Genomic DNA, 25,340 nt, shown 5'->3' on the forward strand with positions numbered 1-25,340 from the left:
GGCCGGGTAAAATATTTTACCCGGCCTTTTTATGATCAGCTTTTTTCTTTCTCCTCTGAAGCCGAAGCCGTTACCGGTTTTGAAGCTTTTCTCAGTCTTCTTTTTCCATAGCTTCCGTTGTTGATCTTACCTCTTCTGGATTTTTTATCTCCTTTTCCCATAATAAAATATTTAGTTGGTTTCATACGAAATTAGAAAATATGAAGGAATAATAAAAACTGAAGCTGTTAAAATTTTTATAAAACTAAACCTTAACTGCCTGGCACAGGAAAAGCCTAAATTTTCTCTAAAAATTAATAACAACAAATATTTATTGTTTTACAATAAATATTTATATATTTGCAGTAATAAATAATTAAACAGATGAAACTCTTAGGAAAAAACGCTTTACTTTACTGGCTCAGATACCCTTTTGGAATATATACTTTCTGCTTTACGCTGATGTCAATCTGGATATTGGTTTTAATAGCAGTTTATTCATTTACGCATAAAACAAACCGGTTTATATCAGCCGGCCACTTGAAAATAGAAAACAACAATCATCTGAAAAATTCAGAAACAATACAGTTTCACTATCCGTTTTCAAAAATGGTATTAGAGACCGAAAATTCTACTGAAGGGATTTTATTGGCTTTCATGGGCCTGCTTTCGGTATGCTTTATACTGATTACCGTTTCAAAAATAATCATTGAGCTTTCACAGGATAATTTTTTCACAGAGAAGGCGGTTCAGAATTTCAAGGTTCTGGGATTCGGTTTGCTGGCTTTCGGAATTATTCATTTGACAATAGATTTACTGACTTCGTCATATACTTTTGATCTCACGCCTCCTTTTCTGTTTATCATTACCGGCTTTATCTTCATTTTTCTGAAAGAAATTTTCGCAAAAGGAAGAAAAATGCAGGAAGAAAACGATTTAACCATATAAATAATGCCAATAATAATCAATGTAGACGTCATGCTGGCGAAAAGGAAAATGCAGTCTCAGGAACTCGCGGAGAAAATAGGCATCACCCAGGCCAATCTTTCCATCCTTAAAACAGGAAAGGCAAAAGCGGTAAAACTCTCAACACTGGAAGCCATCTGCAAAGCGCTGGATTGCCAGCCGGGAGATATATTGGAATATAAACCTTAATTAAATTAAATAGTATACAATGAAAAAATTATTTTTAGCAGCATCAGTAATCGCATTCAGCCTTTTCTCTGCGCAGGAACTGACTAATGAGCAAAAACATATGGTGAAGTATGATGACTTAACACAATTTTCATCTCTTGTAAGCAAAGAAAACATAAACACCTGCTATCAGAATGAAAACAATTCCTACTCATTGCTGGCATTGTCGATTAAAATGAACAGTAAACAGGTTTTCCAGAAGTTAATTGCAGAGAAAGCCGATCTGGAAAAAATATGCGACGGAAAAACACCTTTAATGTTTGCCGCGAAATACGGAAATTTAGAATTTGCAAAAAAGCTTCTGGAAAACGGAGCGAAAAAAGAGACCAGAACGGATAAAGGGTACAGTGCATTAGACTACGCCAGAAAATATGAAAAAGCTGAGCTTGTCAAGCTTTTAGAATAAAATCCTGGTTTTAAAAACCGAGACGATAAAATGGATATCCGGTAATCAAATGTTTTTACAGACTGATTACCGGATATATTATTCATAATATCTAAAGGTATTTAAGATTTCTTAGGATTTAAAACTAAAATTTTCTGTTAAAATTCATTTTAACATTATAAAATCATATAAACATTCGCACTAATCATTAACAGTGCTGAATCTAATCCATAGATTTGGCAAAAATTTATAACCATGAAAAAATACCTCGTTATCCCCTTACTGGCAATGTATGTTGCCTCTTTTGCCCAGAATACTTCATACAATCTGAATTTCGAAAAGACCGATAATGACCTTCCGGTAAGCTGGGATATTTTTGGCGACGGAAAAGCAAAAGTTTTTGCCGATACTGCCGAAAAACAGGAAGGAAAATTCGCTGCTGCCATTGAGTCTGATGAAAGTGAAGGTTTCGAAGCCCTTAGTTTTACCCTTCCGGAAAATTATGCAGGTAAAAAAATTACCCTTTCAGGATACATCAAAACTGAAAATGTTACCGATGGCTTTGCCGGGCTTTGGATGCGCATCGATCCTCAGATTGCTTTCGACAATATGCAGAACAGAGGGATTAAGGGCACTACTCCATGGACGAAATATGAAATAACCCTTACGATGTCTCCCGAAAATTCCAAGAAAATTGTTTTGGGAGCTCTTTTAAGCGGGAAAGGAAAAATGTGGGTTGATAATTTAAAAGTAAGTATTGACGGAAAAGATATTAAGAATGCAAAAGTTTTCGAAAAGAAAGTAACCGTAATAGATACAGATAAAGAATTTGATAACAGTTCCAAAATCAATAACATTAATTTAGATCAAAACAACATCAGTAACCTGAAAAATCTCGGTCTGATCTGGGGATATTTAAAGTATTACCATCCTAATATTGCGGCAGGAAAATACAACTGGGATTATGAACTGTTCAGGATCCTGCCAAAAATCAATGGGGTATCTGCGACCGAAAGAGATCAGGTTCTGGCAAACTGGATTAATGGATTGGGAACTTTCCAGACCGAAAAAGCACCTTCTCAAAATGAGAAAGATATAAAAATGAAACCGGATCTGGATTGGATTACTAATTCAGGGTTCTCAAAAGACCTTGAAGAAAAACTGTTACAGCTTAAAGAGGCAAGGAGGCCGAAAGTAAACCATTATGTGGATTTTGTCAGCGGTGTTAAAAATCCTGACTTCAAAAATGAAAAAGCTTACGAAAATATGATATTTCCCGATGAAGGGTTTCGCCTGCTGGCCCTTTACAGATACTGGAATATGATTCAATATTATTTCCCTTATAAAAACCTCATCGATGAAGACTGGAAAGGTGTTTTACAAGAATTTATTCAGACATTTCTAAATGCAAAAAACGAAACGGAATATACGCTTGCATCACTTGAAATTATCGCAAGAATTCACGATACCCACGCCGGAATATGGGGAAACAACAAAGTACTGGAAAAGTATTTTGGCGAGAAATATCCTCCTGTAAAAGTGATTTTTGCTGAAAACCAACTAATTGTTAATGATTTTTATAATGATAGCCTGAGTAAGGAAGGCGGGCTTCAGAAGGGAGACGCAATCACCGGAATCAATGGTGAGAGTGTAGAAAACATAATTAAAAACAGATTGAAATATACGCCGGCTTCCAATTATCCGACCCAATTAAGAAATATAGCCTACAATATTTTAAAAAGTAATTCCGGCAAAATTGAACTTACTATCTCAAGAAACGGAAATACAGAAGCAAAAACAATAAAGACTTATACTTCCAAAGAGCTTAACTACAAAAAGCAGGAAAAAGAATTCTTCAAAATGCTGGACAACAACGTTGCGTATGTTTATATGGGAAGCGTAGATTCTAAAAAGCTTGATGAAGTTTTTGGCCAGATAAAAAACACAAAAGGTCTTGTAATTGATTTCAGAAATTACCCTTCTGATTTCGTGACCGTTAAAATGGGAAAACTGTTAAAACAAAATTCTACGGAATTTGTAAAATTTACCAACACCGACAACAGCCAGCCCGGACTTTTCACTTTTACATCCAGCCAGAAAATTCCGGGAAGCGGAAACAATTATTACAAAGGGAAAATTGCTATTTTAATTAATGAAATCACGCAGAGCAGTGCAGAATACCATACGATGGCTTTCAGGACCGCACCGAATTCTAAAGTTTTCGGTTCGATAACTGCAGGAGCCGACGGGAATGTTTCGGATATCGTGCTTCCCGGAAATATTTCAACCATGATCAGCGGAATCGGCGTGTATTACCCAGACGGCACAGAAACCCAGAGAATAGGAATTGTGCCCGACGTGGAGGTAAAACCAACTGTTGACGGAATTAAAAACAATAGGGATGAAGTGCTGGAAAAAGCGGTGGATTGGATTGAAGAATAATTTTAAACCCAATGAGGCACGTAATTTTAAACTCAGACCATCAAAAACTTCCTTCGGGGAGTTTTTTTGTTTCTAAAACTTTCAAAAAACCTATCTTTGCCAACGAAAAATCAGACCAATTAAAGTCTGGTACCTAAAGTCTAATATCTAACATCTAAAACAAATGTTTCGATCGCACACCAACGGAGAATTAACGCTCAAAAATCTTAATGAAGAAGTTACCCTTTCAGGATGGGTACAGACCATCCGGGATAAAGGATTTATGATTTGGATCGATCTCCGGGATCGTTACGGGATTACCCAGCTGGTTTTCGATCAGGACCGTTCTTCAGCGGAACTGATGGAAAATGCAAAAAAGTTAGGCCGTGAATTTGTGATTCAGGTGACAGGAAAAGTCATTGAAAGGGTAAGCAAAAACCCCAATATTCCTACAGGGGAAATTGAAATTTTAGTTGAAAACCTAACCGTTCTTAATGAATCCCAGCTTCCGCCTTTCACCATTGAAGACGAAACGGATGGCGGCGAAGAGTTAAGAATGAAATACCGCTACCTGGACATCAGAAGAGCTCCGGTACGGGATAAACTGATTTTCCGCCATAAAATGGCGCAGAAAGTCAGGAATTACCTTTCAGATGAAGGGTTTATCGAGGTTGAAACTCCGGTCCTGATTAAATCTACGCCGGAAGGCGCAAGGGACTTTGTGGTGCCGAGCAGAATGAACCCGGGCCAGTTTTACGCATTGCCGCAGTCTCCGCAGACTTTTAAGCAATTGCTGATGGTGGGCGGAATGGATAAATATTTCCAGATCGTAAAATGCTTCCGTGACGAAGATTTAAGAGCCGACAGACAGCCGGAATTTACTCAAATCGACTGTGAAATGGCTTTCGTGGAGCAGGAAGATGTGATGAATGTTTTTGAAGGCATGACTAAAACCCTGATTAAGGATATTACCGGCCAGGAATTCGGGGCTTTCCCGAGAATGACGTTCGCGGATGCCATGCAGAAATACGGAAACGACAAACCGGATATCCGTTTCGGGATGGAATTTGTGGAGCTGAATGATCTGGTAAAAGGAAAAGATTTCAAAATATTTGATGAAGCCGAACTGGTTGTCGGGATCAATGTGGAAGGCTGTGCTGAGTATACAAGAAAACAGATCGACGAGCTTGTTGACTGGGTTAAAAGGCCTCAGATCGGGGCTTCAGGAATGGTCTGGGCTAAATTCCAGAATGATGGTGTAAAAACTTCTTCAGTGAATAAATTCTACAACGAGGAAGACTTAGCAAAAATCATCGAAAAATTCGGAGCGAAAGAAGGCGATTTGATGCTGATCCTTTCCGGAAGCGAACACAAAGTAAGAACCCAGCTTTCTGCATTGAGAATGGAACTTGGAAACCGTCTGGGATTAAGAAAAGGAGATGTTTTCGCACCGCTTTGGGTCGTTGATTTCCCTCTGTTGGAATTTGATGAGGAAAGCGGGCGTTACCACGCGATGCACCACCCGTTTACTTCCCCAAAACCGGAAGATTTCCATTTACTGGAAACGGATCCCGGAAAAGCAAGGGCCAATGCCTATGACATGGTACTGAACGGAAATGAAATCGGCGGCGGTTCCATCAGGATTTTTGATAAAGATCTTCAGTCAAGAATGTTTGATTTATTAGGATTCACCAAAGAAGAAGCGGAAGCGCAGTTCGGATTCTTAATGAACGCATTCAAATACGGAGCTCCGCCTCACGGTGGATTAGCATTCGGATTTGACCGCCTGGTAGCGATCCTTGACGGAAATGAAGTGATCAGAGATTATATAGCGTTCCCAAAAAATAATTCAGGTCGTGATGTGATGATCGATGCGCCTGCAGCAATTGCTAACGAACAGCTCGATGAACTGGAATTGAAATTAAATTTAAAAGCATAAACCAGAAGCGGAGATTTTTTCTCCGCTTTTTTTATTTTCAAATGACTAAACAAGAATTTATCAGATTTATAGAACATCTTCGCAAAGATTTTATTCAAAATAAAGAACAGTGGGAGAATAAAACCATTGAAGATTACCTTGAAGCAATGTCCCGTTATACCGAAGGTATAGATGGATATTATAAAAACACAAATCAGGATCTTGATTTAGAAAAAGTTGACTGGAAAATTTTCTCTGACATTTTGAAGGGGAGTTCTGTGTATAAATAAAATTTCAATTCTTACAATTGACATTCAGGCTTCGCATTAAATACCACACACGCGGCGAACACATTTCCACGGCATAATCATTGTACGCTTTTACTGAAAATCAGAACAATGAAAGCAATCTGGAACGGCGCCATTGGCTTTGGCTTAGTGAATATTCCCGTTAAGATCTATTCCGCCACGGAAACGACCAAATTAGACCTGGACATGCTGGATAAATCCGACTATTCCAATATCAGGTTTAAAAGGGTCAATGAAAGTACGGGTAAAGAAGTGAAATGGGAAAACATTGTAAAGGGTTATCTTATGGATGATAAATACATCATTCTGGATGAAGATGATTATGAAGCGGCAAGCCCTGAGAAATCCAGGATCCTTTCTATTGACCAGTTTGTAAAAGAAGAAGAGGTTGATTCAGTCTATTTTGAAAATCCCTACTATTTAGAACCGCAGAAAAACGGTGAAAATGCTTACCGGCTGCTGCTGAAAGCGCTTTCCAAAACGGAAATGGCAGGCATAGGGACTTTTGTTCTCCGTGAAAGCGAAGCCATCGGCATGATCCGCCCTTACAATGATGATATTTTAGTCCTGAACCGGTTAAGGTTCGCCCAGGAGATACGGGATTACAGTGATCTTAAAATTCCGCCTAAAAAAGCACCTAAACCAACTGAACTGAAAATGGCCGTTAATCTTATCGAACAGCTTTCACAGGATTTTGACCCTACCATGTATAAAGATTCTTATTCTGATGAGCTGATGAAAATCATTAAGCAGAAAGCAAAAGGCAAGACCGTAAAATCAAAAAAGATTGAACCTGTGGAAGACGGCAAAGTGGTTGACTTAATGGCTCAGCTGAAAGCAAGTTTACAGAATTCCAAATCTAAAAATGCATCCTGATGCCCCTACAAGATTATAACAGCAAACGAAAATTTGATAAAACCAGTGAACCTGAAGGTACAGCTAAAAAAAGTAAGGATCAACTGATTTTTGTAATTCAGAGACATGCCGCTTCAAGGCTTCACTATGACTTCAGGCTGGAAATGGATGGTGTCCTGAAAAGCTGGGCCGTTCCGAAAGGCCCGTCATTAGACCCGAAAGACAAGCGCCTGGCCATGATGGTGGAAGACCACCCTTACGACTACAAAGATTTTGAAGGGAATATTCCGGAAGGAAATTACGGTGCTGGGCAGGTTGAAGTATGGGACAGCGGAACCTATGAACCTCTGGATGAAACCAGCAGGCTTTCTGACGAAAAAGAAATGCTTAAAGAATTAAAGACAGACTCGCTGAAGTTTGTCCTGCACGGCAAAAAACTGAAAGGCGAGTTTGCTTTGGTTAAAATGAAAAATTCCGAAGGCAATGCCTGGCTGCTCATCAAACATAAAGATGATTACGCAGAAGAACACTACAACGCAGAAGATCATACTTCCTCTAAATCTGAGGTATCTAAATTCCTCAAGGAAAAAAAAAGCCTGAAAACGGGCAAAAAACACATATAGCCCCTTATAAAAGATTCAAAGATCCCGGTGGTCTGAATGAAGAGAAAAAGCTCTCTTCTTTTATCCGTCCGATGCTTGCCAAACTTCATGATGAAGCATTTGACCATAAAGACTGGATCTTCGAAATCAAATGGGATGGTTACAGGGCCGTTGCCGACCTCAGTAAAGACAAACCACTGTTCTATTCACGCAACGGCGTTTCCTTCTTGTCCAAATTTAAAAAAATAGCTGACGATTTCAGCAAGCAGGAGCATAAGATGATCCTTGACGGTGAAATTGTGGCCTATGATGCAAACGGCAGGCCTAACTTCCAGCTGTTGCAGCAGGTTATGGATAATCCTGACCTAGCCTTAGTTTATCAGGTTTTTGATCTGCTCTGGCTGAACGGACATTCTACGGAAAGCCTTCCGCTGATTCAGCGCAAAGAACTTTTAAAAGAAGCGCTAACCGAAACGGAAGTCATCCGCTATTCTGATCATATCAGCGAAGAAGGAATCAGCTTTTTTGAGGAAATGAATAAAATGGAGCTGGAAGGCATGATGGCCAAGAAAGCTGACAGCGTTTATACGGAAAACCACAGGACCACCGACTGGCTGAAAATCAAATTTTCCAATACGGATGAAATCATTATTTGCGGCTTTACAGAGCCCAGAGGTTCCAGAGAAGGCTTCGGCGCTTTAATCCTCGGTAAATATATTGACGGAGAACTGGTCTACTGCGGCCACACCGGTACCGGTTTCAGCCGTGAATCCCTGCTGGAACTTCACGAACGCCTTGATAAAATGGTTGTTAAAGATTCACCTTTCAAGCATAAGCCTAAAACCAATTCCCCGGTTACCTGGGTGCTACCCGAACTGGTGTGTGAAATTAAATATTCTGAAATTACCAACGACGGTATTTTCCGGCATCCTGTTTTCCTTACGATCCGTGAAGACAAAGAACCGGAGGAAGTTACAGGAACAATCGGATCCATTACTGAAAAACCTGAAGATATGAAGCCTAAAACCACTGTCCCGAAAAAAAATAAAGTATCTGATGACGAAACAGAAATGACGCTGAACCGACATAAAGTAAAACTCACGAATCAGGATAAAATCTATTTTCCGGAAGATGACGTGACCAAAGGCGATATTGTGGAATACTACCAGTCTATTGCAGAATATATTTTACCATATCTTAAAAAACGGCCATTATCCCTGAACCGTTTTCCCAACGGCATTGAAAAACAGGGATTTTACCAGAAAGATGCCAGTGAGAATATCCCGGACTGGATTAAGACAACCGAAGTATTCTCGGAGTCTACCGATAAGTATATCGATTATATTGTCTGCAATGACAAAGCTACCCTTGCCTATCTTAATAATTTGGGCTGTATTGATATGAACCCGTGGAACAGCGCGATCCCAGACCTGGAACACCCGGATTACCTTGTGCTGGATTTAGATCCTTCAAAAAAGAATACTTTCGATGATGTTATTGAAACGGCTTTGCAGGTAAATGAGGTTTTAAAATCTGTTAAGATAAAGGGATACTGCAAGACTTCAGGAAGCACTGGAATCCACATTTACATTCCGATGGACGGAAATTATGATTATGACCAGGTGAAAGACTTTGCCTACATCCTGATGAAACAGGTCCATGAAAAACTTCCGGAAATTACGACACTTGAAAGGAGCCTGCATAAAAGAAGTACGGATAAAATCTATCTGGATTATCTTCAGAACCGGCAGGGACAGACGCTGGCCAGTGTTTACAGCATAAGGCCAAAAGAAGGTGCAGCCGTCTCTATGCCGCTGGAATGGGATGAGGTAAAGCCAGGATTAAAGCCAACTGATTTTACCATTCATAATGCTTTGGAAAGAATTAAGGAAAAAGGCGATCTGTTCAAACCGGTTTTAGGAAAAGGGATTGATATGATGGAGGCGTTGGAACTGTTGCAGAATATGGAGTAATCCCTTAATTTTGGCAATATTTAATATAACTAATGACCATGGATCAAAACACTATTATCGAATTTGCTTTCAATGAAAAATCAGAAATAGAAAATCAGAACTTTTATTTTAAATATGTCTGGAAAAAAAGATTTAAAAGCTGGTTAAAAATTACGATCTGTGCCATTATATTTTTATTCTTAGGGTTTTATCAGATAGAAAATTTTGACACAAGTTTTCTCTACTATTATTTTAAATATGGCGGAATTTTTCTTGCTGGACTTTCCATTGTTTGGATTATCAATTACTTTAATTCTAAAAAAAAATTCAAAAAGGAAAATAGTAAAACAATTGAAAAATTTAAATTTAAAGATGACCCGCATTTTATAATCCTTAATGAAATAGAAATAGAATTTAAAAACCCGGCGACAACTATAAAATCTATCTGGGAAAATACTTCATATATCTTATCTGGTGATTATATTCTTATTACTCCTTTAAATAATCTATGCTTTATTGTACATAAGTCTGAAATCAGTCAGGAAAAATTTAAAACTATATTAGAATACCTTAAGAAAAATTCTAAGATAACAAAATGACTAAGGCAGTTTCGCCACCAGACGCTCCGGCAATACTTTCAAAATTAAATAAATCAATTTCCATTTAAAATTCGGAACAATGGTGAAAGAATTTCCTGCTTCAACAATATGTTTTGCCACATAGTCCGGTTCCATAATAAGGGATTCATTAAGTTGGAGCCCTTCATTGATTTTGGTACGGATATATCCGATCACCAAGGCATTGACTTTGATATTCCGTAAAGCCAGTTCCTGCCTCAATCCGGCCAGGTATTGCGTAAAAGCCGCTTTTGTGCTTCCATAGACAAAATTGCTTTTTCTTCCTCTGACTCCCGAAAGTGAAGACAGCCCGATAATCCTTTCTAACTTTTTATTGCTTTCATCCATGGCAATGATATTCAGGATGGAAACAGCGCCCATATAATTCACCATCATCATCTGCTGAGTTCCCCTGAAATCCCGCAGTGCTTTTTCATTATCCACCAGAAAACCGGCCGCATATACAACAATATCAGGCTTAACGGCAAGGCTGTCGTAAAATTTCTTGTGTGAATCGAAATCGATTGCATCAAAATATAAAACCGTTACTTGTAATGCCAAATTATTTATCCGTATAAATTCATCCAATGATTTCGTATCTCTGGAAGCCGCGGTTACGGTAAATCCTTTTGCCGCATACTGTCTGATGCATTGCTTGGCCACATCTGAATTGGCACCGAGAATAAGGACGTTTTTTGGGGAATCAGTTTTCATCCGGCAAAGATAATTCAAACCTTAAAATTTCAGGAATAATTGTGGATGAATATGAAGTTATTAAACTTTGACGGAATAATTTTATTGCAGGCTTCTGATCTGCATTTCAAATTATATTTAGGGAAAAGTATAAATGCATTGCCTATGAAACCATTCGGTTTGTATAAAAAAGAATAATGAGGTAAGCGGGATATAAAAAGTTTCGGCGGGGCGGGCTTTGCCCGCCCCGCCGAAACGGATATTTTAAACCGGAAAATTAGTTTTTCTCAGTTTCGATCTCTTTTTTGTCTGCAGCTTTCTCTGCACTTTTTGCTTTATCCCCGAAGCGTGTTTCCGTAAACTCCCTTGAAACAGCCGCTTTTTCAAATTTCAGCTTTCCCGATAGGGTTTCAATAACAAAACCGTCATCCTGAACCTGGGCAATCCTCCCGTGAAGACCGGAAGTAAGCACTACCCTGGTCCCTACTTTTAAGGTTTCCTGGAAGTTTTTTTCCTGCTTCTGCTTTCTCATCTGAGGCCTGATCATCAGGAAATAAAATCCTACGAACATCACTCCCATCATGATCAGCATCATGGATGAATTTCCTCCCTGCGCGGGAACCTGTAAAAAAACGGATAATGTACTCATGTTTTTAAGGTTGGATATTCGCAGTGAATGTTAACTTGATCGGAGCTTTTTCTACGTTGGCAAATACATCGGCAGATTTATTAACGTTTCCGTCAAAGCTCGATGAATCGAAATGCAGGGTAATTTTTCCTTTTTTACCAGGCATGATAGGCTCTTTCGTAAAGTCGGGCACTGTACATCCGCAAGCCGGTTTTACTTCGGAAATTACCAAAGGATTGGTACCGGTATTGGTCACTTCATATACATGCTCTACTTTATTTCCTTTTTTAATGTTTCCGAAATCAAAGTTATTTTCAGAAAGGGCAATCGTTGTGAGTGGCTGATTAGAGGCCGGAGCAGCAGTAGCAGTACCTCCTGAAACCGGAGTTACAGCAGAAGAATCACCGGGAACTGCAGCAGATGTATTCATGGCTGTAGAATCTGCAGCAACGGTTTCCGTACCTGCCGTTTCTTTGTTTTCTTTTTTGCATGAAACTAAACCCAGGCCTATAACAGACAAGGCAATAATTGATAACGTCTTTTTCATATAATTAATTTATATTCTATTTTGATCTTTACAATATTTATCTAAAATCCCGTTAACGAAGATATTTGAACGGTCCGTTGCAAATACTTTGGCAATTTCGATGTATTCATTGATAATAACTCTTGAAGGCGTAAAAGGAAAATTGTCCAGCTCTGTAATGGCTGTTGACAGAATAACCTTATCCATGATGGAAACTCTTTCAAGATCCCAGTTTTCCAGTCTTTCCTTCAGTTTCTTTTCATTGTTTTCCCAGCTGTCCAGTGTATTCCTCAACAATTTCAGGGCGAAAGTCTTATCTTCATCGTCCTTGATCATCTTAATCAAGGTCCTGCTTTCTTCATTTTCCTTCAGGAAACCTATGGTTTTCTGAACCATTGAATTGGCAATGTGGATATCATCATACCAGGAAATTTCCTTATCCCCGAGATAATCATGGAAATCGTCATTCTCAGCAATATACCTTAAAAACAATTTTCCGATGAATTTCTGGTCTTCTTCAAAAGAATACCCCTCTTCTTTCATAAAATCCTGATACCTTTTTCCTCCGGTCATTCGCTGAAAAGTCTTTACCAGAAGATCATCATGAAGATCCCACTTCAGTTCCTTGTGCTGACCTGTAAAAAACAGCCGTTCAGGATTTTCTTCAAGCTTCTTTAAAACCTGATTGTTGATGAATTTCTGGTTAGGATTAGTATTGGCATCAGACTTGATATATTTGTTTTTACCGATTTCAATCTGATGTTCCGCCAATTCTTTAAGCGCAACCAAAAAGTTAAGTTCATAGATGTAAAGATGATAGATTTTCTCTATCCCACTGAACATATTTTTCTCTAATACATCAAACTTTATAGGGTTTTGGTAATATGAGTACACAGCCTGTACTGCTTTTTCACGGATTTGTCGTCTTCCTAACATTCAAAGAGCTTTTTATGGCCGCAAAGATACAAAATTTTAAATTGATGAAATTCTTGGGCTGAAGACATTTTTCGTAATTTTGCAAAACTTTATGAAAGCGCTTAAAACTCTGAACCCTTATTTCTGGAAGCACAAAATATTATTATTTTGGGGGGTATTATTTATCATTACCAGCAATTTTTTCAACATCTATAAAATCCAGTTCGTAGGAAAATCTGTGGATGTATTAAAAAATTCTGCCGAAAATGGAAATCTTGGATTCAATCGCCAGGTTTTAATCTATGTAGCCATCATTGTCGGATGCTCACTGCTGACCGGCTTCTTCACCTTCATGATGCGGCAGACCATCATCGTAGCCTCAAGACGGATTGAGTATGAATTAAAGAATAAGATCTACCGCCATTATCAGGATTTGTCTTTAACAGATTATAAGCAGACAACCATCGGGGATTTAATGAACCGTTTAAGTGAGGACGTTGTTGCTGTAAGGATGTATCTGGGGCCAGGTGTCATGTATGTAGCCAACTTAATCGTCCTTGTAATTATTACAGCCATCTATATGCTGAAGACCGATGTTTCAATGACACTCTGGACATTGCTGCCGCTTCCCATTTTATCGTATGCCATTTATAAAGTAAGTTCTGTAATTAACAGGAAGTCGAAAATTATGCAGAAAAGCCAGTCTGCCATTTCAACCTTTGTCCAGGACAGCTTTTCAGGGATCAGGGTGGTTAAGTTTTTTGCCCGCGAAAAATACATTGAAAAAAATTATGGCGTAAAAGTGACCGATTATCAGGATAAAGCTTTGGATCTGGCAAAAACGGAAGCGTATTTCTTCACCATTATCTTATTTGTCATCGGATTGCTGAACGTAGCCATCATATGGATCGGCGGCCAGAAATATATTGCCGGAGAATTGAGCATCGGTAAGATTGCAGATTTCTTTATGTATATCAATACCCTGATTTTCCCCTTTTCAATGGTTGGCTGGGTAACTTCCGTTAACCAGAGAGCAGAGGCATCCATGCAGCGAATCAATGAATTCATGGATAAGAAATCCGACATCGTCAACACAAACTTTGAAAATTACCCGATTAAGGGCAATATTGAATTCAGAAATGTATCCTATGTTTATCCCAATACAGGAATCAAAGCCTTGGATAATATCAGTTTTACCGTAAAAGCAGGTCAATCATTGGCCATAATGGGGAAAACAGGAAGCGGGAAATCTACCATTGCCCTTTTGCTGTGCAGACTGATTGACCCTACGGAAGGGGAAATTCTAATCGATGGCAAGAACCTGAAAGAACATAATCTTGAAAACTACAGGAGCTTTATCGGATATATCCCGCAGGAAAGTTATCTCTTCTCGGATTCTATTGAAAATAATATCGGTTTTGCGGTTGACCATCCTACCCATGAACAAGTGGTGGAATATGCAAAAATTGCGGATGTAGACAAAAATATTACGGGCTTCAAAGAACAGTACAAAACCATGGTGGGTGAACGCGGGGTAATGCTTTCCGGGGGCCAGAAACAGAGGATCTGTATTGCCAGAGCCCTGATCAAAGACCCTAATATTATCATTTTTGATGATTCTCTTTCTGCTCTGGACACGGAAACAGAACAGAACATCCTTGAAAACATTGAAAGGAAAATCATTAATGCAACTTCCATAATCATCACACACAGAGAATCCAGCGCCCAGAAAGCCGATAAAATTATAAACCTTACGGAAATTAACAATTCCCTAACCACTTAGCAGTTTCATTCACAAATGTTAAATAAATCATAAAAATAATTTTGTGATTAAAAGAAAACTTTTATATTTGTTCTTAACAAGATTAAAAATTATCTAACAATGAGTGAATACAAGGAACGCCATGAAAATGAAATTTTCACCAAGGTGTTAAAAGCAGGGAGAAGAACTTATTTCTTTGATGTGCGCGAGACGAAAGCAGGGGATTATTATCTTACCATTACCGAGAGTAAAAAGAATTTCGGGGAGAATGGAGAAGCCACATTTGAGAAGCACAAAATTTATCTTTACAAAGAAGATTTCAAAAGTTTCCAGGAAATGTTTAATGAAGCTACAGATTTCATCATTAATGAAAAGGGAGAGGACGTAATCTCAGAAAAGCATGACAAAGACTTCAAAAGCAGATCATACACAATTGATTCTGACGACGAGGTTTAAAATATTAAAAAAACACAAGCATCTGGAAAAAGATGCTTTTTTTATGTCCGGACCGGACTATTCAACAGGTAAATGAATACTGATATTTAGCACCATTAAGTTTTTTTCAGCTATGATTTTTGTTTGGATGAAAATAAAAAAGCATACTTTTAAAAAGTATGCTTTTAGGGTGAATGAGGGGTCTCGAACCCCCGACCTTCGGAACCACAATCCGACGCTCTAACCAACTGAGCTACAATCACCGTTTTGTGAGTGCAAATATAGGAAATGTTTTTTAATTACCAAACAATTCCGTCAAAATTTTTCATCGCAATCAGCTTCTCAGACGTAAAACCTTCAGCATAAGTCACTCCCGATAAACGTCCCAGATCCTGGGCCCGGTAGGTCAGGCTTTCAAAAAAGTCCTTTGAAGTAATCGGTGTTTCGGGTTCTTTCGAAGAAGGGTCATAAAACTGGGTTTTATATGCCATACACGCTTCGATTTTCTGGCTGAGATGCTCTGAAATATCAATCACAAACTCGGGTTTGATATTTTTCCACTGGATATAATTAAAAATCAGTTTCGGTCTCCAAACCTCCTGGTTTTCTCCATCCATAACCGTTTCTATCTTCCTCAATCCGGCTAAAAAGCACGCATCCGAGACTAATTTTGCTGCTTTTGCATGATCCGGATGCCTGTCATCAATAGCATTGGCTAAAACGATTTCCGGGCGGTATTTGCGGACCATTTTCACAATTTTCATCTGGTATTCTTCAGAATTCACCAAAAATCCGTCCTTCATCCCAAGATTTTCCCTGGCTGAAACACCGAGAATTTTTGTGGACTCTGCCGCTTCCTCTTTTCTGGTCTCATCAGTTCCGCGGGTTCCGAGTTCTCCTTTGGTAAGATCAATAATAACACAAATTTTTCCTTCTGAAACCATTTTGGCAATTGTGCCGCCACAACCAAGTTCCACATCATCCGGATGGGCACCGAATGCAAGTATATCTGTTTTCATCTGTTTTTTATATTTTTAATTGGTCAGATGGAACGTCCAGACTAGTTAATTTTCTTTTATTTAAGATTCTTTAATGTCTGGGTTTCCTATTTTCAAAGATAAGGTTTAAACAAAAACTTCCCAAACTTAATGTTTGGGAAGTCAGTATTATAATAAGACTAAAATTATTTATTAATTTCTGCGTTCAGTTTTACGGCATCCTGGTAAGTAGGATCCAGCTGTACTGATTTTCCTACATATTCCTTTGCTTTAGCAGCATCAGAATCCTTAGACAGATAAGCTACTGCAAAATAAGCGTAAGCCAATGTCTGCTTATTGGCCTCAACTTCTGCAGGTTTTACCGTGCTGATGTATTTTTCATAAGCCATTTTCGCTGCATCATTATTCGCTGCCTGCTGATAGGAATAGCCTAAGCTGTAATATCCGGGAGCCCAGTCAGGAAGGAGCGCATTCATTTTTTGCCATGTCATAATTGCCCCGTTCCAGTTTTTTGCATCCTGATAAGCAGTTGCCAACTTGAATAATGAATCTGAATCCTGGGCATTGGCTGCTACTTTTTGTTTCAGTCCCTCAATAGTCGGGTTTGTAGGCCCTGCATCTACATCAGACTGGGAAGCTCCTCCCCCGGCAATTTTTACCAGCTCCATATCCCATTTCAGGGTTTCGTCTTTTGCAGCTTTGGCAATTCCTACTTTCTGTTGTGCTTCAGCCATTAAAGCGGTTTTCTTCGCAGCATCTTTCTCTGTTTTTGCCAGACCTGCAGCAATTAACCCCTGTAGCCCCTGATCAGCAGGCTGAACTCTTGATTTTTCCGCCTGTGATACAAAATTATCAAGGTTTTGCTTAGCTTCCGTATAGTTTCCGTCCGCATACAACTGATAAGCTCTTAATTTAAATTTAATAGGATCATTGATCTTATCAAAGATTTTATCTAACACCTGCTTAGAGTTTGCATAATCTTCATTGGTAAAATAAAGCTTTGCGATTTCCAATTGGGTATAGGGATCTTCATCAGCATATTTGGTATAGTTAATCAGATCCTGAGTTGCTTTGGCATTTTGCTGATACCTGATGTCGTATGCTGCCAAAGCTTTATAAGCCGGCGCATATGTAGGATCCGTAGCGATTGCCTTATCTATGCTTGTTTTAGCCTGCTGCCACTGTTGTGCTGCCATCCACAGCGTTCCGATTCTTGTATATACGGACGCTTTGTTCTTAGCTAAAGGAAGTGCCTTGTCATATGCAGTCATAGCATCCCCCGGCATTCTCTTTAATCTGTAAGCATCACCCAGCGTATAGTAATAATAGGCCGGAACTTCTTTTCTCTGGGCCCTTTCAATGGCCTTATTCAAAAACTGAATGGCAAGATCAGGAGAATTGTTTTTTTCAAATAATGTCAAAGCTTCAGCAGCCCTGAACAGTACTTCCGCATCTTTCTCTCTTGAATCACTTACAATTTTCTGAATTTCCGCAATTGCATTCTTATCGCCTTTTCCGAGCTTAACCGTTGCTAAACCAATTTTATTCAAATAACTTTTGCTGTCTGCAGCCATCCCTTTATTGAAACTGTCAGTAGCTGCAGCGAAATCAGGGTCACCCTGCTTCAAATATGTATTCCCTAGGTAAAAATAATTTTCAGCAGTCGGTGCTGAAGCAATCATGTTCGTAAAATTAGTTTTTGCCTGGGCATACTTATCACTGTCCATACTGTTGATTCCATCCTGTGCCGTCTGTGCAAAAGCAAAGTTGGTAAAAAACACCACAGCTGCTCCAAAAGCAATCTTTTTTACATTCATATTCATTATATCTTTCATTTTTTTGTTTATAATTGAGATTAAATATCCACAATTTCCAGACCAAAATAATATATTTATCTGGGTTACAGATACACTTTAATACTTTTTAACGCATTTGTACTTCCCTTCTGTAAATATTATAAGGCTGCAAGCCTTCTTTTTCCACGATCATTTGTCCGAGCTGTGTACAGGAATACCTGATGAATCCGTTTGCCAGATTAAAATTCCCTTCATTTGTTAAAAAATACAGAACCCTGGTGAAAGGGTAATTCATGGTGCGCAGGTTTTCGGCACCTGCAGTATATTGTTTGCCTTTATATTCAACCGGCAGAATTTTAACCATGCTTTTCAGCTGCTCAGATTCCTTGTCATACGGGCGGCTGAATGTATTGAGACCGATTACACCGATTTTACCGGGATATTTATTAAGTTCTTCAATGATATTCTTACTTCCGGGAATAATAGAATACTTCAGGTCTTTAGGCTGCTTTTTAAGCTTCTGCGCTATAAAATTCAGATTGCTTGAATTGGCTCCGTCAAAAATAAATTCTTTACCCTCAGATTGCATTCCCTGCTCTATTTCAGCCATTGAAATACTTTCTTTAGGTGAGTCCTTCGGAACAACAAAAATAACGGCATCTGCAGCAAATTTCGCAGGCAGGAATTTCAGGTCCACCTGTTCTTCGTATGATTTTATTTCTTCTGCTGACAAATCTTTTGACATGACCACAATCCTGGCTTTGTCTTTAAGCAGATCCAAAAAGCCTAGATCTTCTTTTTTGGAGACTACCTTAATTTTGGTTTCAGGATAATTGATCATATATCCCTCTGCCAATGCTTCGGTAACACTTTTAAAGGATTCATCGGTAAGAATCGTCATTTCTCCTTTATGGTAAGACGGGGATTTTTCTTCTTTTTTACAGGCTGTTGCTATGATACTGAAGAGAAACAGCATTATAATTTTAAAATTATCTTTCATCTCCTGCATCTTTAATTCTTGTTACCGCCCTGTAAATTCTGAAGATCCCGTACAGGATCAGCAGGGTACCCAGTGCATACGCAATACCCGGTTCCAGAACTGTAAAGAAAAACTTATAAAGCATTACTACAATTCCCAGAACGATATAAAACAATCCCGTAATCAGGGATAACCAATTGAACATCATATAGCAAAAATACCAAAAAAAATAAAAAGGGAAGCATATGCTTCCCTTTTTTAATAGTATTTAAAGATAATTTATTAATTAACCTTCAAAATTCATCGTCAGAGGTAATCTGAATCTGTAACGTACGGACTGCCCGTTTATTTTAGCAGGAGTCCATTTGTTTTTGATGGATTTGATCGTTCTGATTGCTTCAGAATTAAAATCTGAATTTCCTCCGGAAGCCTTAACGTCTGTGATACTTCCGTCCCTTTCTACTACGAAAGTGATTTCAGTTTTCACCGTACCTTCGTCTCCGTTCATCGCAGAACCGTCAAAGTTACTTGAAACTTTATTTCTGAAGGAATTAATCCCTCCAGGGAATTCCGCAGTCTGTTCTACTTCAGTATATACCTGGTTTTCATTTACCTGTGGCTTAACTTCAGCGGTTGAAGTTCTTGTACCGGTAGATGGCGGCGGCGGCGGCGGTGTATAAGCCGGAGCTTTTACCCCTTCCTGTGCTACCAGACCGGTCTGTGTTTCCAACTGCTTGGAAATCGGCGGCGGCGGCGTTTCAATCTTAGGAGCTTTTACGGGCTCCGGAACAACATTCTGGATCACCTCAATTTTCTCTTCTTCTTTTGGAGGAGGTGGCGGAGGTGGTTCTTCTTCTTTCGGCTGCTCGATAATCGGGTCATCCTCAAGGATATTAATTAAATCAGCCTGTACTTCCTGCTTAGGAGGTTCAGTAAGTCTCTTGATCGTAAGATAAATAAAAGGAGACAAAGCTGCAACAAGGAATAATGCCGTTCCAACAATAAAAGATTTGGTCAGAAGCCTAGGGTACTGATTTCTTAAATCGTATGCACCATACTCTTTGTTTCTATTTTCAAATACAATCTCATCTAAGGTAAGATTAGGATCGTATGCATTTTCGTTTGCCATAGATTTACAATTTTATGGTTAAATTACTTTGTTGCCGTTGCTGCAGGAGCTCCGGAGTTCCCTACTTTTTTATCATAAATGGCTTTTTCCCAAGGCTTAAGATCAGTAACTCCGTACTGCTCACTCTTTGTAATGGCCATTTCATCAAGTATATCAACAAAGTTTTTATATACAGCATCGTCAGTAGGTTTGATAATCACCGTAAATTTGGTTCTATCTGCCGCTCTTGCTTTTGCCTGCTCAATAATCTTTCTGATTCCTTCTCTGTCGAAAGAAGTTTCACTAAGCGTCTGGTCCGTTAAAGACGTGTTGTCCTGCTGGTGCCAGAAAATCTTATTGTCCTTTCCCAACAATAAAGAGATGGAATTTGAAAGCTTAATTTCTGTCGGAGGTGGTTTTTTAGTTTCATCTTTCGGTTTAGCCGGAAGACCCAAATCCATCACATTCGGTTTAGAGAATGTAGTTGTGAACATAAAGAAGGTAATCAATAGAAAACCCAAGTCCACCATCGGAGTCATATCGACTCTGGTACTCTGTTTCTTGGAACGTACCTTCCCGCCTTTGGCGCCTTTTTCCTGTACTTGTACTTCTGCCATTTCTAAATGATATTATTCATTAGGTTTACCTTCTTGTGATGTAATCAACCAAAATTTAAGAAAATCAATATCTCTTAAACCCTCAAACAGGCTTTTAACTTTTGGATATTCAGTAGTAACGTCACCCTTAATCGCTAACTTGTATTCAGGATTCACGCTTAAACTTTCTTTTACCCAATCCACTAATTGCTTATTTGTACTATCCATAGGAATCCCTGTAGGACTCTTGAAATTCTTCTGCTCGTCATCTGGCAAATCAAGATAGCTCTTGAGTTGGTTCATAGGAACCCCAATAGCCTGTACTTTCTGAAATGCAACTTTCTCGTTATTGTCAAAAGTAACACCGTACTTTTTACCCATATTTTCTAAAAGCTGTACTCTCTCTGATGCATTTTCTACCGGTTGAAAATAAAATTTCCCGTCCGGAGTAGCGTTGATGGTCATCAAGCTGGCATCAGGAAGTAACTTCTCTGATATTGAAGATGGCGGTTTGATCTGCTCCACGTCAGGTTTTTTAAACTGAGTGGTCAAGATAAAGAATGTAAGCAGTAGGAATGCAACGTCACACATCGCCGTCATATCCGTAACTACTCCATGTCTTTTTGGTTTGACTCTCGCCATTATTATTAATAATTTTTAATTAAACTTCTTTTACTTAATACCAATTCCCTGCTGATTCTTAGTTGAATTCAGCGAAAGACTGCTGGATGCTCATTGCGATCTCATCGATCTTATAAGTCAGTCCGTCAATTTTAGAAGTAAAGTAGTTGTAAAGCATGATCGCGATTGCTGAAGTACCAATACCTAATGCCGTGTTGATCAAGGCTTCGGAAATACCGGTAGAAAGCGCAGCTGCATCCGGAGTACCACCTCCTGAACCTAATGCAAAGAATGCTTTGATCATCCCGATTACCGTTCCAAGCAGTGCAATTAGGGTTGCAACAGTACCTAGTGTAGAAAGGATCATCATGTTTTTCTCAAGCATTGGCATTTCAAGCGTTGTCGCTTCTTCGATCGCTTTGTTAAGCGCAACCATTTTCTGCTCTTTGTTTAATGTTGTGTCATGAGACAAAGCTTTGTAAGTCGTAAGACCTTCTTTTACTACATTACCAACAGAACCCTGCTGTCTGTCGCACTCTTCTAAAGCTTCATCAACTTTGTTCTGGTTCAGCAAGCTTCTTACCTGTACAACGAAGTTGTCTAGGTTACCTTTTCCGGCAGCTTTGCTAAGCACGAAATATCTTTCAAAAGAGAAAACCACTACCGTAAGCATGAACGTAATCAAGATCGGTACAATTACCCCTCCTTTGTAGATAATTCCTAAGAACGAATCCGGGTGAATGTCTTTTCCTTCAACATCGGAGAAAGCTACAGACGCTGCACCTAACTTGTCAGCATCTTTAAAGTTCCCCGGGCTTCCCAAGACGAATAAATAAATACAAATTCCTATAGCTAAGATGATAGGAATAATAACAGCTGGATTTAAACCTCCCGCCTTTCTAGCAACTAATTGCTCATCATTTTTTGAAACATTCATTTCCATATTTAACTAAATTATATTGTTTTAAAATTTTACAAATGTAAATTAAAGGCAAAAATAATTAAAATACAATAGTCTCAAATAACATTTTACTTTTTTTTGACAATGAAATTTTAATACGATTTCGATATTGTAATTATTTTAACTTTTTTTGGTAATATTCCTTAATTTTAGTGCTTATGTTAAAAATTTAAAAAAAAATCATCTTCATTTTTCTTAAATCCCCAATGTTAATTTTCTTTTAAATTACGATATTGACGATTCTGTGTGGTACAACAATAATTTTTTTCGGTGCTTTACCTTCCATAATCTGCAGGATCCTCTCATCGCTAAGCACTGCAGCCTCTACTTCTTTAGCCGAAAACGGTGCCGGAAGCGATAACTTGAACTTTGTTTTGCCGTTTATGCTCACCGGATACTCTATTTCATCTTCTACGAGATAAGCTTCGTCCAAAACCGGGAACTTTTCAAACTCAACAGATTCCTTATGGCCGAGTAAATTCCATAGCTCTTCACAAATGTGCGGTGCATACGGCGAAATGATAACGGCTAAAGGCTCCAAAATATTGCGCTTATTGCATTTTATTTTTTGAAGTTCATTTACAGCAATCATAAAAGACGATACGGAAGTGTTAAAAGAGAAGTTTTCGATATCATGCACTACCTTCTTTATCAGGGTATGCAGGACTTTATATTCCGCCTTCGTCGGTTCCGCCTCTGATACCTCAAAAACCTCACCATTAAAATATAAGTTCCAGAATTTCTTCAGAAATCCGTATACGCCGCTTAAGCCCTGTGTATTCCAAGGCTTGGATTGTTCCAAAGGCCCTAAGAACATTTCATACAGCCTTAAACCGTCCGCTCCGTATTCTTCACAGATGTCATCCGGATTGACCACATTGTATTTCGACTTGGACATTTTTTCGACTTCGCGACCTGTGATGTATTTTCCGTCCTCCAGAATAAATTCTGCCGCTGCATAATCCGGCCTCCAGGCTTTAAAAGCTTCCGTATCCAGTTCATCTGAAGCTCCTTTCAACAAGGATACGTCAACATGGATTTGCTGGGTCTGATATTCTTTTGCTAAATTTTTAGATACGTATTGATTTGTACCGGTAACTCTATAGACAAAAGCACTCATACCCAAAATCATCCCCTGGTTGATCAGCTTCTGAAAAGGCTCGTCATTATTGATATATTCTCTGTCCTTTAAAAACATATTCCAGAAACGGGAATACAGTAAATGGCCGGTGGCATGTTCGCTTCCCCCGATGTATAAATCTACCTGCCCCCAGTAATCGGCGGTTTCTTTTTTAACAAAGACATGATCATTATGGGCATCCATATATCTCAGGAAATACCATGAGCTTCCTGCCCATCCGGGCATGGTAGACAGTTCCAGCGGGAACACCGTTTTTCCGTCAATCAAATCGGTATCGACTACTTTCCGGTTTGTTTCATCCCAGGCAAATGTTTTTGCATTTCCCAATGGCGGATCTCCGTCTTCCGTCGGTAAGTATTTTTCAACTTCCGGAAGTTCCAGCGGCAGTGCTGAAACCGGCAATGTGTACGGCATCCCATCTTTATAGTAAACAGGAACAGGCTCACCCCAATACCGCTGTCTTGAGAAAATGGCATCACGCTGCCTGTAATTTGTGGTTCCGTGACCGATTCCTTTTTTCTCAATGGTTGCAATACTCATCAGTTTTGCCTCTTCATAGCTCAATCCATTCAGAAAATCAGAATTGACACAGGTACTGGTTTTGGAATCAAAGGATTTTTCCTGAATATCTTCATCCGTCTCAACCACTTTCGTAATTTCCAGATTGAATTTTTTTGCAAACCGGTGGTCACGCTCATCATGTGCGGGAACTGCCATTACAGCTCCTGTTCCGTAACCCATTAAAACATAATCCGAGATATAAACCGGCATGCTTTTGTTGCTGAACGGATTGGCAGCATAAGCTCCCGTGAAGGCACCTGAAACATTTTTCACATCAGACATCCTGTCTCTTTCCGTTTTTTTGGAAGTTTCTTCAATATACTCATTTACCTCAGCTTTCTGTTCTGCTGTGGTAATGGTTTCCACCAAAGGATGTTCCGGGGCCAGCACCATAAAGGTAGCACCGAAAATAGTATCGGGCCTGGTGGTAAATACTTCTATATAATTAATGGCTGCAGGCTCAGAGCCGTCTTCACCGTCTTTGGTTGATGCCAGTCCTTCAACTTCAAATCTCACCTGTGCACCCTGGGATTTCCCGATCCAGTATTCCTGGGAATCTTTTAACGGCTGCGGCCAGTCCAATGTTTTAAGGCCCTGCAGCAATCTTTCAGAGTAAGCGGAAATCCGCATGCTCCACTGCATCATTTTTTTCTGGAAGACCGGGAAACCTCCTCTTTCGGATTTTCCGTCTTTCACCTCATCATTGGCCAGCACGGTTCCCAAAGCAGGGCACCAGTTTACGGTTGTTTCCGCCCTGTAGGCGAGACGATAATTCAATAAGATATCTTCTTTATCAATTTCAGAAGCGGCATTCCATTCTTCTGCTTTAAAGTGCAGTTCTTCGTTTTGATTGGCATTGACTCCTTCCGTCCCTTTTGATTCAAAATGACTGATCAGAGTGGATATAGGCTCTGCCTTATCCGTATCTTTGTTGTACCATGAATGAAAAAGTTCAATGAAGATCCACTGTGTCCATTTATAATAAGAGGCGTCTGAAGTTCTCAGCTCCCTGCTCCAGTCGAAAGAAAAACCGATCTTTCTCAGCTGCTCTTCGTATCTCGTGATATTCTGTTCCGTTGTAACTGCAGGATGCTGCCCGGTCTGGATCGCATACTGTTCAGCAGGAAGCCCGAAACTGTCATACCCTACCGGATGCAGAACATTGAACCCCTGATGTCTTTTATACCGCGCATAAATATCAGATGCAATATATCCCAGCGGATGGCCCACGTGGAGGCCTGCCCCGGACGGATACGGAAACATATCGAGAACATAAAATTTAGGTTTATCTGTCTGATCAGAAGTTTTATAGGTATGGTTATCCTCCCAATATTTCTGCCACTTTTTTTCTATCTGCTGATGATCGTAAAACACTTTTTATATTTAGAT

At 39.2% G+C, this 25,340-nt stretch carries 26 protein-coding genes and 1 tRNA gene; 12 read left to right on the plus strand and 15 right to left on the minus strand.

The genetic code is table 11. The annotated features are described in order from the left end of the window. Positions 1-35 precede the first annotated feature (35 nt). On the minus strand, positions 36-161 hold the full coding sequence (locus SD427_RS16485; RefSeq protein ID WP_320558876.1) for a 30S ribosomal protein THX: 126 nt from the start codon (positions 159-161) through the stop codon (positions 36-38). Positions 162-588: 427 nt separating this feature from the next. On the opposite strand from SD427_RS16485, the gene SD427_RS16490 reads away from it, so the two are divergent. The 10 genes from SD427_RS16490 to SD427_RS16535 all read left to right on the plus strand — a co-directional run bounded on the left by SD427_RS16490 (position 589) and on the right by SD427_RS16535 (position 10,213). Continuing rightward, the gene (locus SD427_RS16490) at positions 589-927 is read left to right on the plus strand and encodes a DUF2975 domain-containing protein (RefSeq protein WP_320558877.1); all 339 of its coding nucleotides are present in this window, start codon (positions 589-591) and stop codon (positions 925-927) included. 3 nt (positions 928-930) lie between these two features. After that, positions 931-1,134, plus strand: a complete 204-nt coding sequence (locus SD427_RS16495; protein WP_320558878.1) for a helix-turn-helix transcriptional regulator — start codon at positions 931-933, stop codon at positions 1,132-1,134. 19 nt (positions 1,135-1,153) lie between these two features. Further along, positions 1,154-1,579 (plus strand): ankyrin repeat domain-containing protein, encoded by a 426-nt coding sequence (locus tag SD427_RS16500; protein WP_320558879.1) that lies wholly within the window; start codon positions 1,154-1,156, stop codon positions 1,577-1,579. A gap of 234 nt (positions 1,580-1,813) precedes the next feature. After that, positions 1,814-4,000, plus strand: a complete 2,187-nt coding sequence (locus tag SD427_RS16505) for a S41 family peptidase (protein WP_320558880.1) — start codon at positions 1,814-1,816, stop codon at positions 3,998-4,000. Positions 4,001-4,163: 163 nt separating this feature from the next. Next, positions 4,164-5,918: an aspartate--tRNA ligase gene (aspS, locus tag SD427_RS16510; protein WP_320558881.1), complete on the plus strand. Its 1,755-nt coding sequence runs from the start codon at positions 4,164-4,166 to the stop codon at positions 5,916-5,918. Positions 5,919-5,959: 41 nt separating this feature from the next. Then, positions 5,960-6,187 carry a hypothetical protein gene (locus SD427_RS16515; protein WP_320558882.1) on the plus strand — a complete coding sequence of 76 codons (228 nt, stop codon included), beginning with the start codon at positions 5,960-5,962 and terminating at the stop codon, positions 6,185-6,187. Positions 6,188-6,295: 108 nt separating this feature from the next. Next, positions 6,296-7,081, plus strand: a complete 786-nt coding sequence (locus SD427_RS16520; protein WP_320558883.1) for a Ku protein — start codon at positions 6,296-6,298, stop codon at positions 7,079-7,081. Beyond that, positions 7,081-7,683: a DNA polymerase ligase N-terminal domain-containing protein gene (locus SD427_RS16525; protein ID WP_320558884.1), complete on the plus strand. Its 603-nt coding sequence runs from the start codon at positions 7,081-7,083 to the stop codon at positions 7,681-7,683. Before SD427_RS16520 ends, SD427_RS16525 begins: the two co-directional genes overlap by 1 nt. 71 nt (positions 7,684-7,754) lie before the next feature. Further along, positions 7,755-9,635, plus strand: coding sequence for a DNA ligase D (ligD, locus tag SD427_RS16530; protein ID WP_320558885.1), 1,881 nt, complete (start codon positions 7,755-7,757; stop codon positions 9,633-9,635). Positions 9,636-9,673: 38 nt separating this feature from the next. Beyond that, on the plus strand, positions 9,674-10,213 hold the full coding sequence (locus SD427_RS16535) for a hypothetical protein (RefSeq protein WP_320558886.1): 540 nt from the start codon (positions 9,674-9,676) through the stop codon (positions 10,211-10,213). On the opposite strand, the gene SD427_RS16540 is transcribed toward SD427_RS16535, so the two are convergent. From SD427_RS16540 to SD427_RS16555, 4 genes are all read right to left on the minus strand, one after another. After that, a complete protein-coding gene (locus SD427_RS16540) occupies positions 10,214-10,945 on the minus strand; it encodes an SDR family NAD(P)-dependent oxidoreductase (protein WP_320558887.1) in 732 nt (243 codons plus the stop codon). Between the two features lie 256 nt (positions 10,946-11,201). Continuing rightward, entirely contained in the window at positions 11,202-11,573 is a 372-nt protein-coding gene (gene yajC / locus SD427_RS16545; protein ID WP_320558888.1) for a preprotein translocase subunit YajC, read from the minus strand. 4 nt (positions 11,574-11,577) lie between these two features. Then, positions 11,578-12,099, minus strand: coding sequence for a DUF1573 domain-containing protein (locus tag SD427_RS16550; RefSeq protein ID WP_320558889.1), 522 nt, complete (start codon positions 12,097-12,099; stop codon positions 11,578-11,580). A 9-nt stretch (positions 12,100-12,108) separates the two neighbouring features. Further along, positions 12,109-13,014 carry a transcription antitermination protein NusB gene (locus tag SD427_RS16555; protein ID WP_320558890.1) on the minus strand — a complete coding sequence of 302 codons (906 nt, stop codon included), beginning with the start codon at positions 13,012-13,014 and terminating at the stop codon, positions 12,109-12,111. Between the two features lie 91 nt (positions 13,015-13,105). Between SD427_RS16555 and SD427_RS16560 the strand changes: the two genes are divergently transcribed. Together SD427_RS16560 and SD427_RS16565 are read left to right on the plus strand one after the other, a co-directional pair. Beyond that, on the plus strand, positions 13,106-14,776 hold the full coding sequence (locus SD427_RS16560; RefSeq protein WP_320558891.1) for an ABC transporter ATP-binding protein: 1,671 nt from the start codon (positions 13,106-13,108) through the stop codon (positions 14,774-14,776). Between the two features lie 99 nt (positions 14,777-14,875). Continuing rightward, the gene (locus tag SD427_RS16565) at positions 14,876-15,211 is read left to right on the plus strand and encodes a DUF3276 family protein (protein ID WP_320558893.1); all 336 of its coding nucleotides are present in this window, start codon (positions 14,876-14,878) and stop codon (positions 15,209-15,211) included. Between the two features lie 167 nt (positions 15,212-15,378). On the opposite strand, the gene SD427_RS16570 is transcribed toward SD427_RS16565, so the two are convergent. From SD427_RS16570 to leuS, 10 genes are all read right to left on the minus strand, one after another. Next, positions 15,379-15,454 (minus strand) — tRNA-His (locus tag SD427_RS16570). A gap of 35 nt (positions 15,455-15,489) precedes the next feature. Then, positions 15,490-16,209 carry a bacillithiol biosynthesis deacetylase BshB1 gene (gene bshB1, locus SD427_RS16575; protein WP_320558894.1) on the minus strand — a complete coding sequence of 240 codons (720 nt, stop codon included), beginning with the start codon at positions 16,207-16,209 and terminating at the stop codon, positions 15,490-15,492. Between the two features lie 164 nt (positions 16,210-16,373). Continuing rightward, positions 16,374-18,023 carry a tetratricopeptide repeat protein gene (locus SD427_RS16580; protein ID WP_320558895.1) on the minus strand — a complete coding sequence of 550 codons (1,650 nt, stop codon included), beginning with the start codon at positions 18,021-18,023 and terminating at the stop codon, positions 16,374-16,376. Positions 18,024-18,111: 88 nt separating this feature from the next. Then, positions 18,112-18,984: a substrate-binding domain-containing protein gene (locus tag SD427_RS16585; RefSeq protein ID WP_320558896.1), complete on the minus strand. Its 873-nt coding sequence runs from the start codon at positions 18,982-18,984 to the stop codon at positions 18,112-18,114. After that, the gene (locus SD427_RS16590; protein ID WP_320558897.1) at positions 18,974-19,171 is read right to left on the minus strand and encodes a C4-dicarboxylate ABC transporter; all 198 of its coding nucleotides are present in this window, start codon (positions 19,169-19,171) and stop codon (positions 18,974-18,976) included. The genes SD427_RS16585 and SD427_RS16590 overlap by 11 nt, the downstream gene beginning before the upstream one ends. Positions 19,172-19,249: 78 nt before the next feature. Further along, positions 19,250-20,092, minus strand: a complete 843-nt coding sequence (locus SD427_RS16595; protein WP_320558898.1) for an energy transducer TonB — start codon at positions 20,090-20,092, stop codon at positions 19,250-19,252. 23 nt (positions 20,093-20,115) lie between these two features. Next, the gene (locus SD427_RS16600; protein WP_320558899.1) at positions 20,116-20,688 is read right to left on the minus strand and encodes an ExbD/TolR family protein; all 573 of its coding nucleotides are present in this window, start codon (positions 20,686-20,688) and stop codon (positions 20,116-20,118) included. Positions 20,689-20,700: 12 nt separating this feature from the next. Next, on the minus strand, positions 20,701-21,309 hold the full coding sequence (locus SD427_RS16605; RefSeq protein WP_056214690.1) for an ExbD/TolR family protein: 609 nt from the start codon (positions 21,307-21,309) through the stop codon (positions 20,701-20,703). Positions 21,310-21,367: 58 nt separating this feature from the next. Next, complete coding sequence (locus SD427_RS16610) at positions 21,368-22,231, minus strand: MotA/TolQ/ExbB proton channel family protein (RefSeq protein ID WP_056214693.1); 864 nt, start codon at positions 22,229-22,231, stop codon at positions 21,368-21,370. A gap of 238 nt (positions 22,232-22,469) precedes the next feature. Then, positions 22,470-25,325 carry a leucine--tRNA ligase gene (gene leuS, locus SD427_RS16615; protein WP_320558900.1) on the minus strand — a complete coding sequence of 952 codons (2,856 nt, stop codon included), beginning with the start codon at positions 25,323-25,325 and terminating at the stop codon, positions 22,470-22,472. Between the last annotated feature and the right edge of the window lie 15 nt (positions 25,326-25,340).

Origin of the sequence: Chryseobacterium sp. JJR-5R (genome assembly GCF_034047335.1) — a bacterium.
Taxonomy (GTDB): Bacteria; Bacteroidota; Bacteroidia; order Flavobacteriales; family Weeksellaceae; genus Chryseobacterium.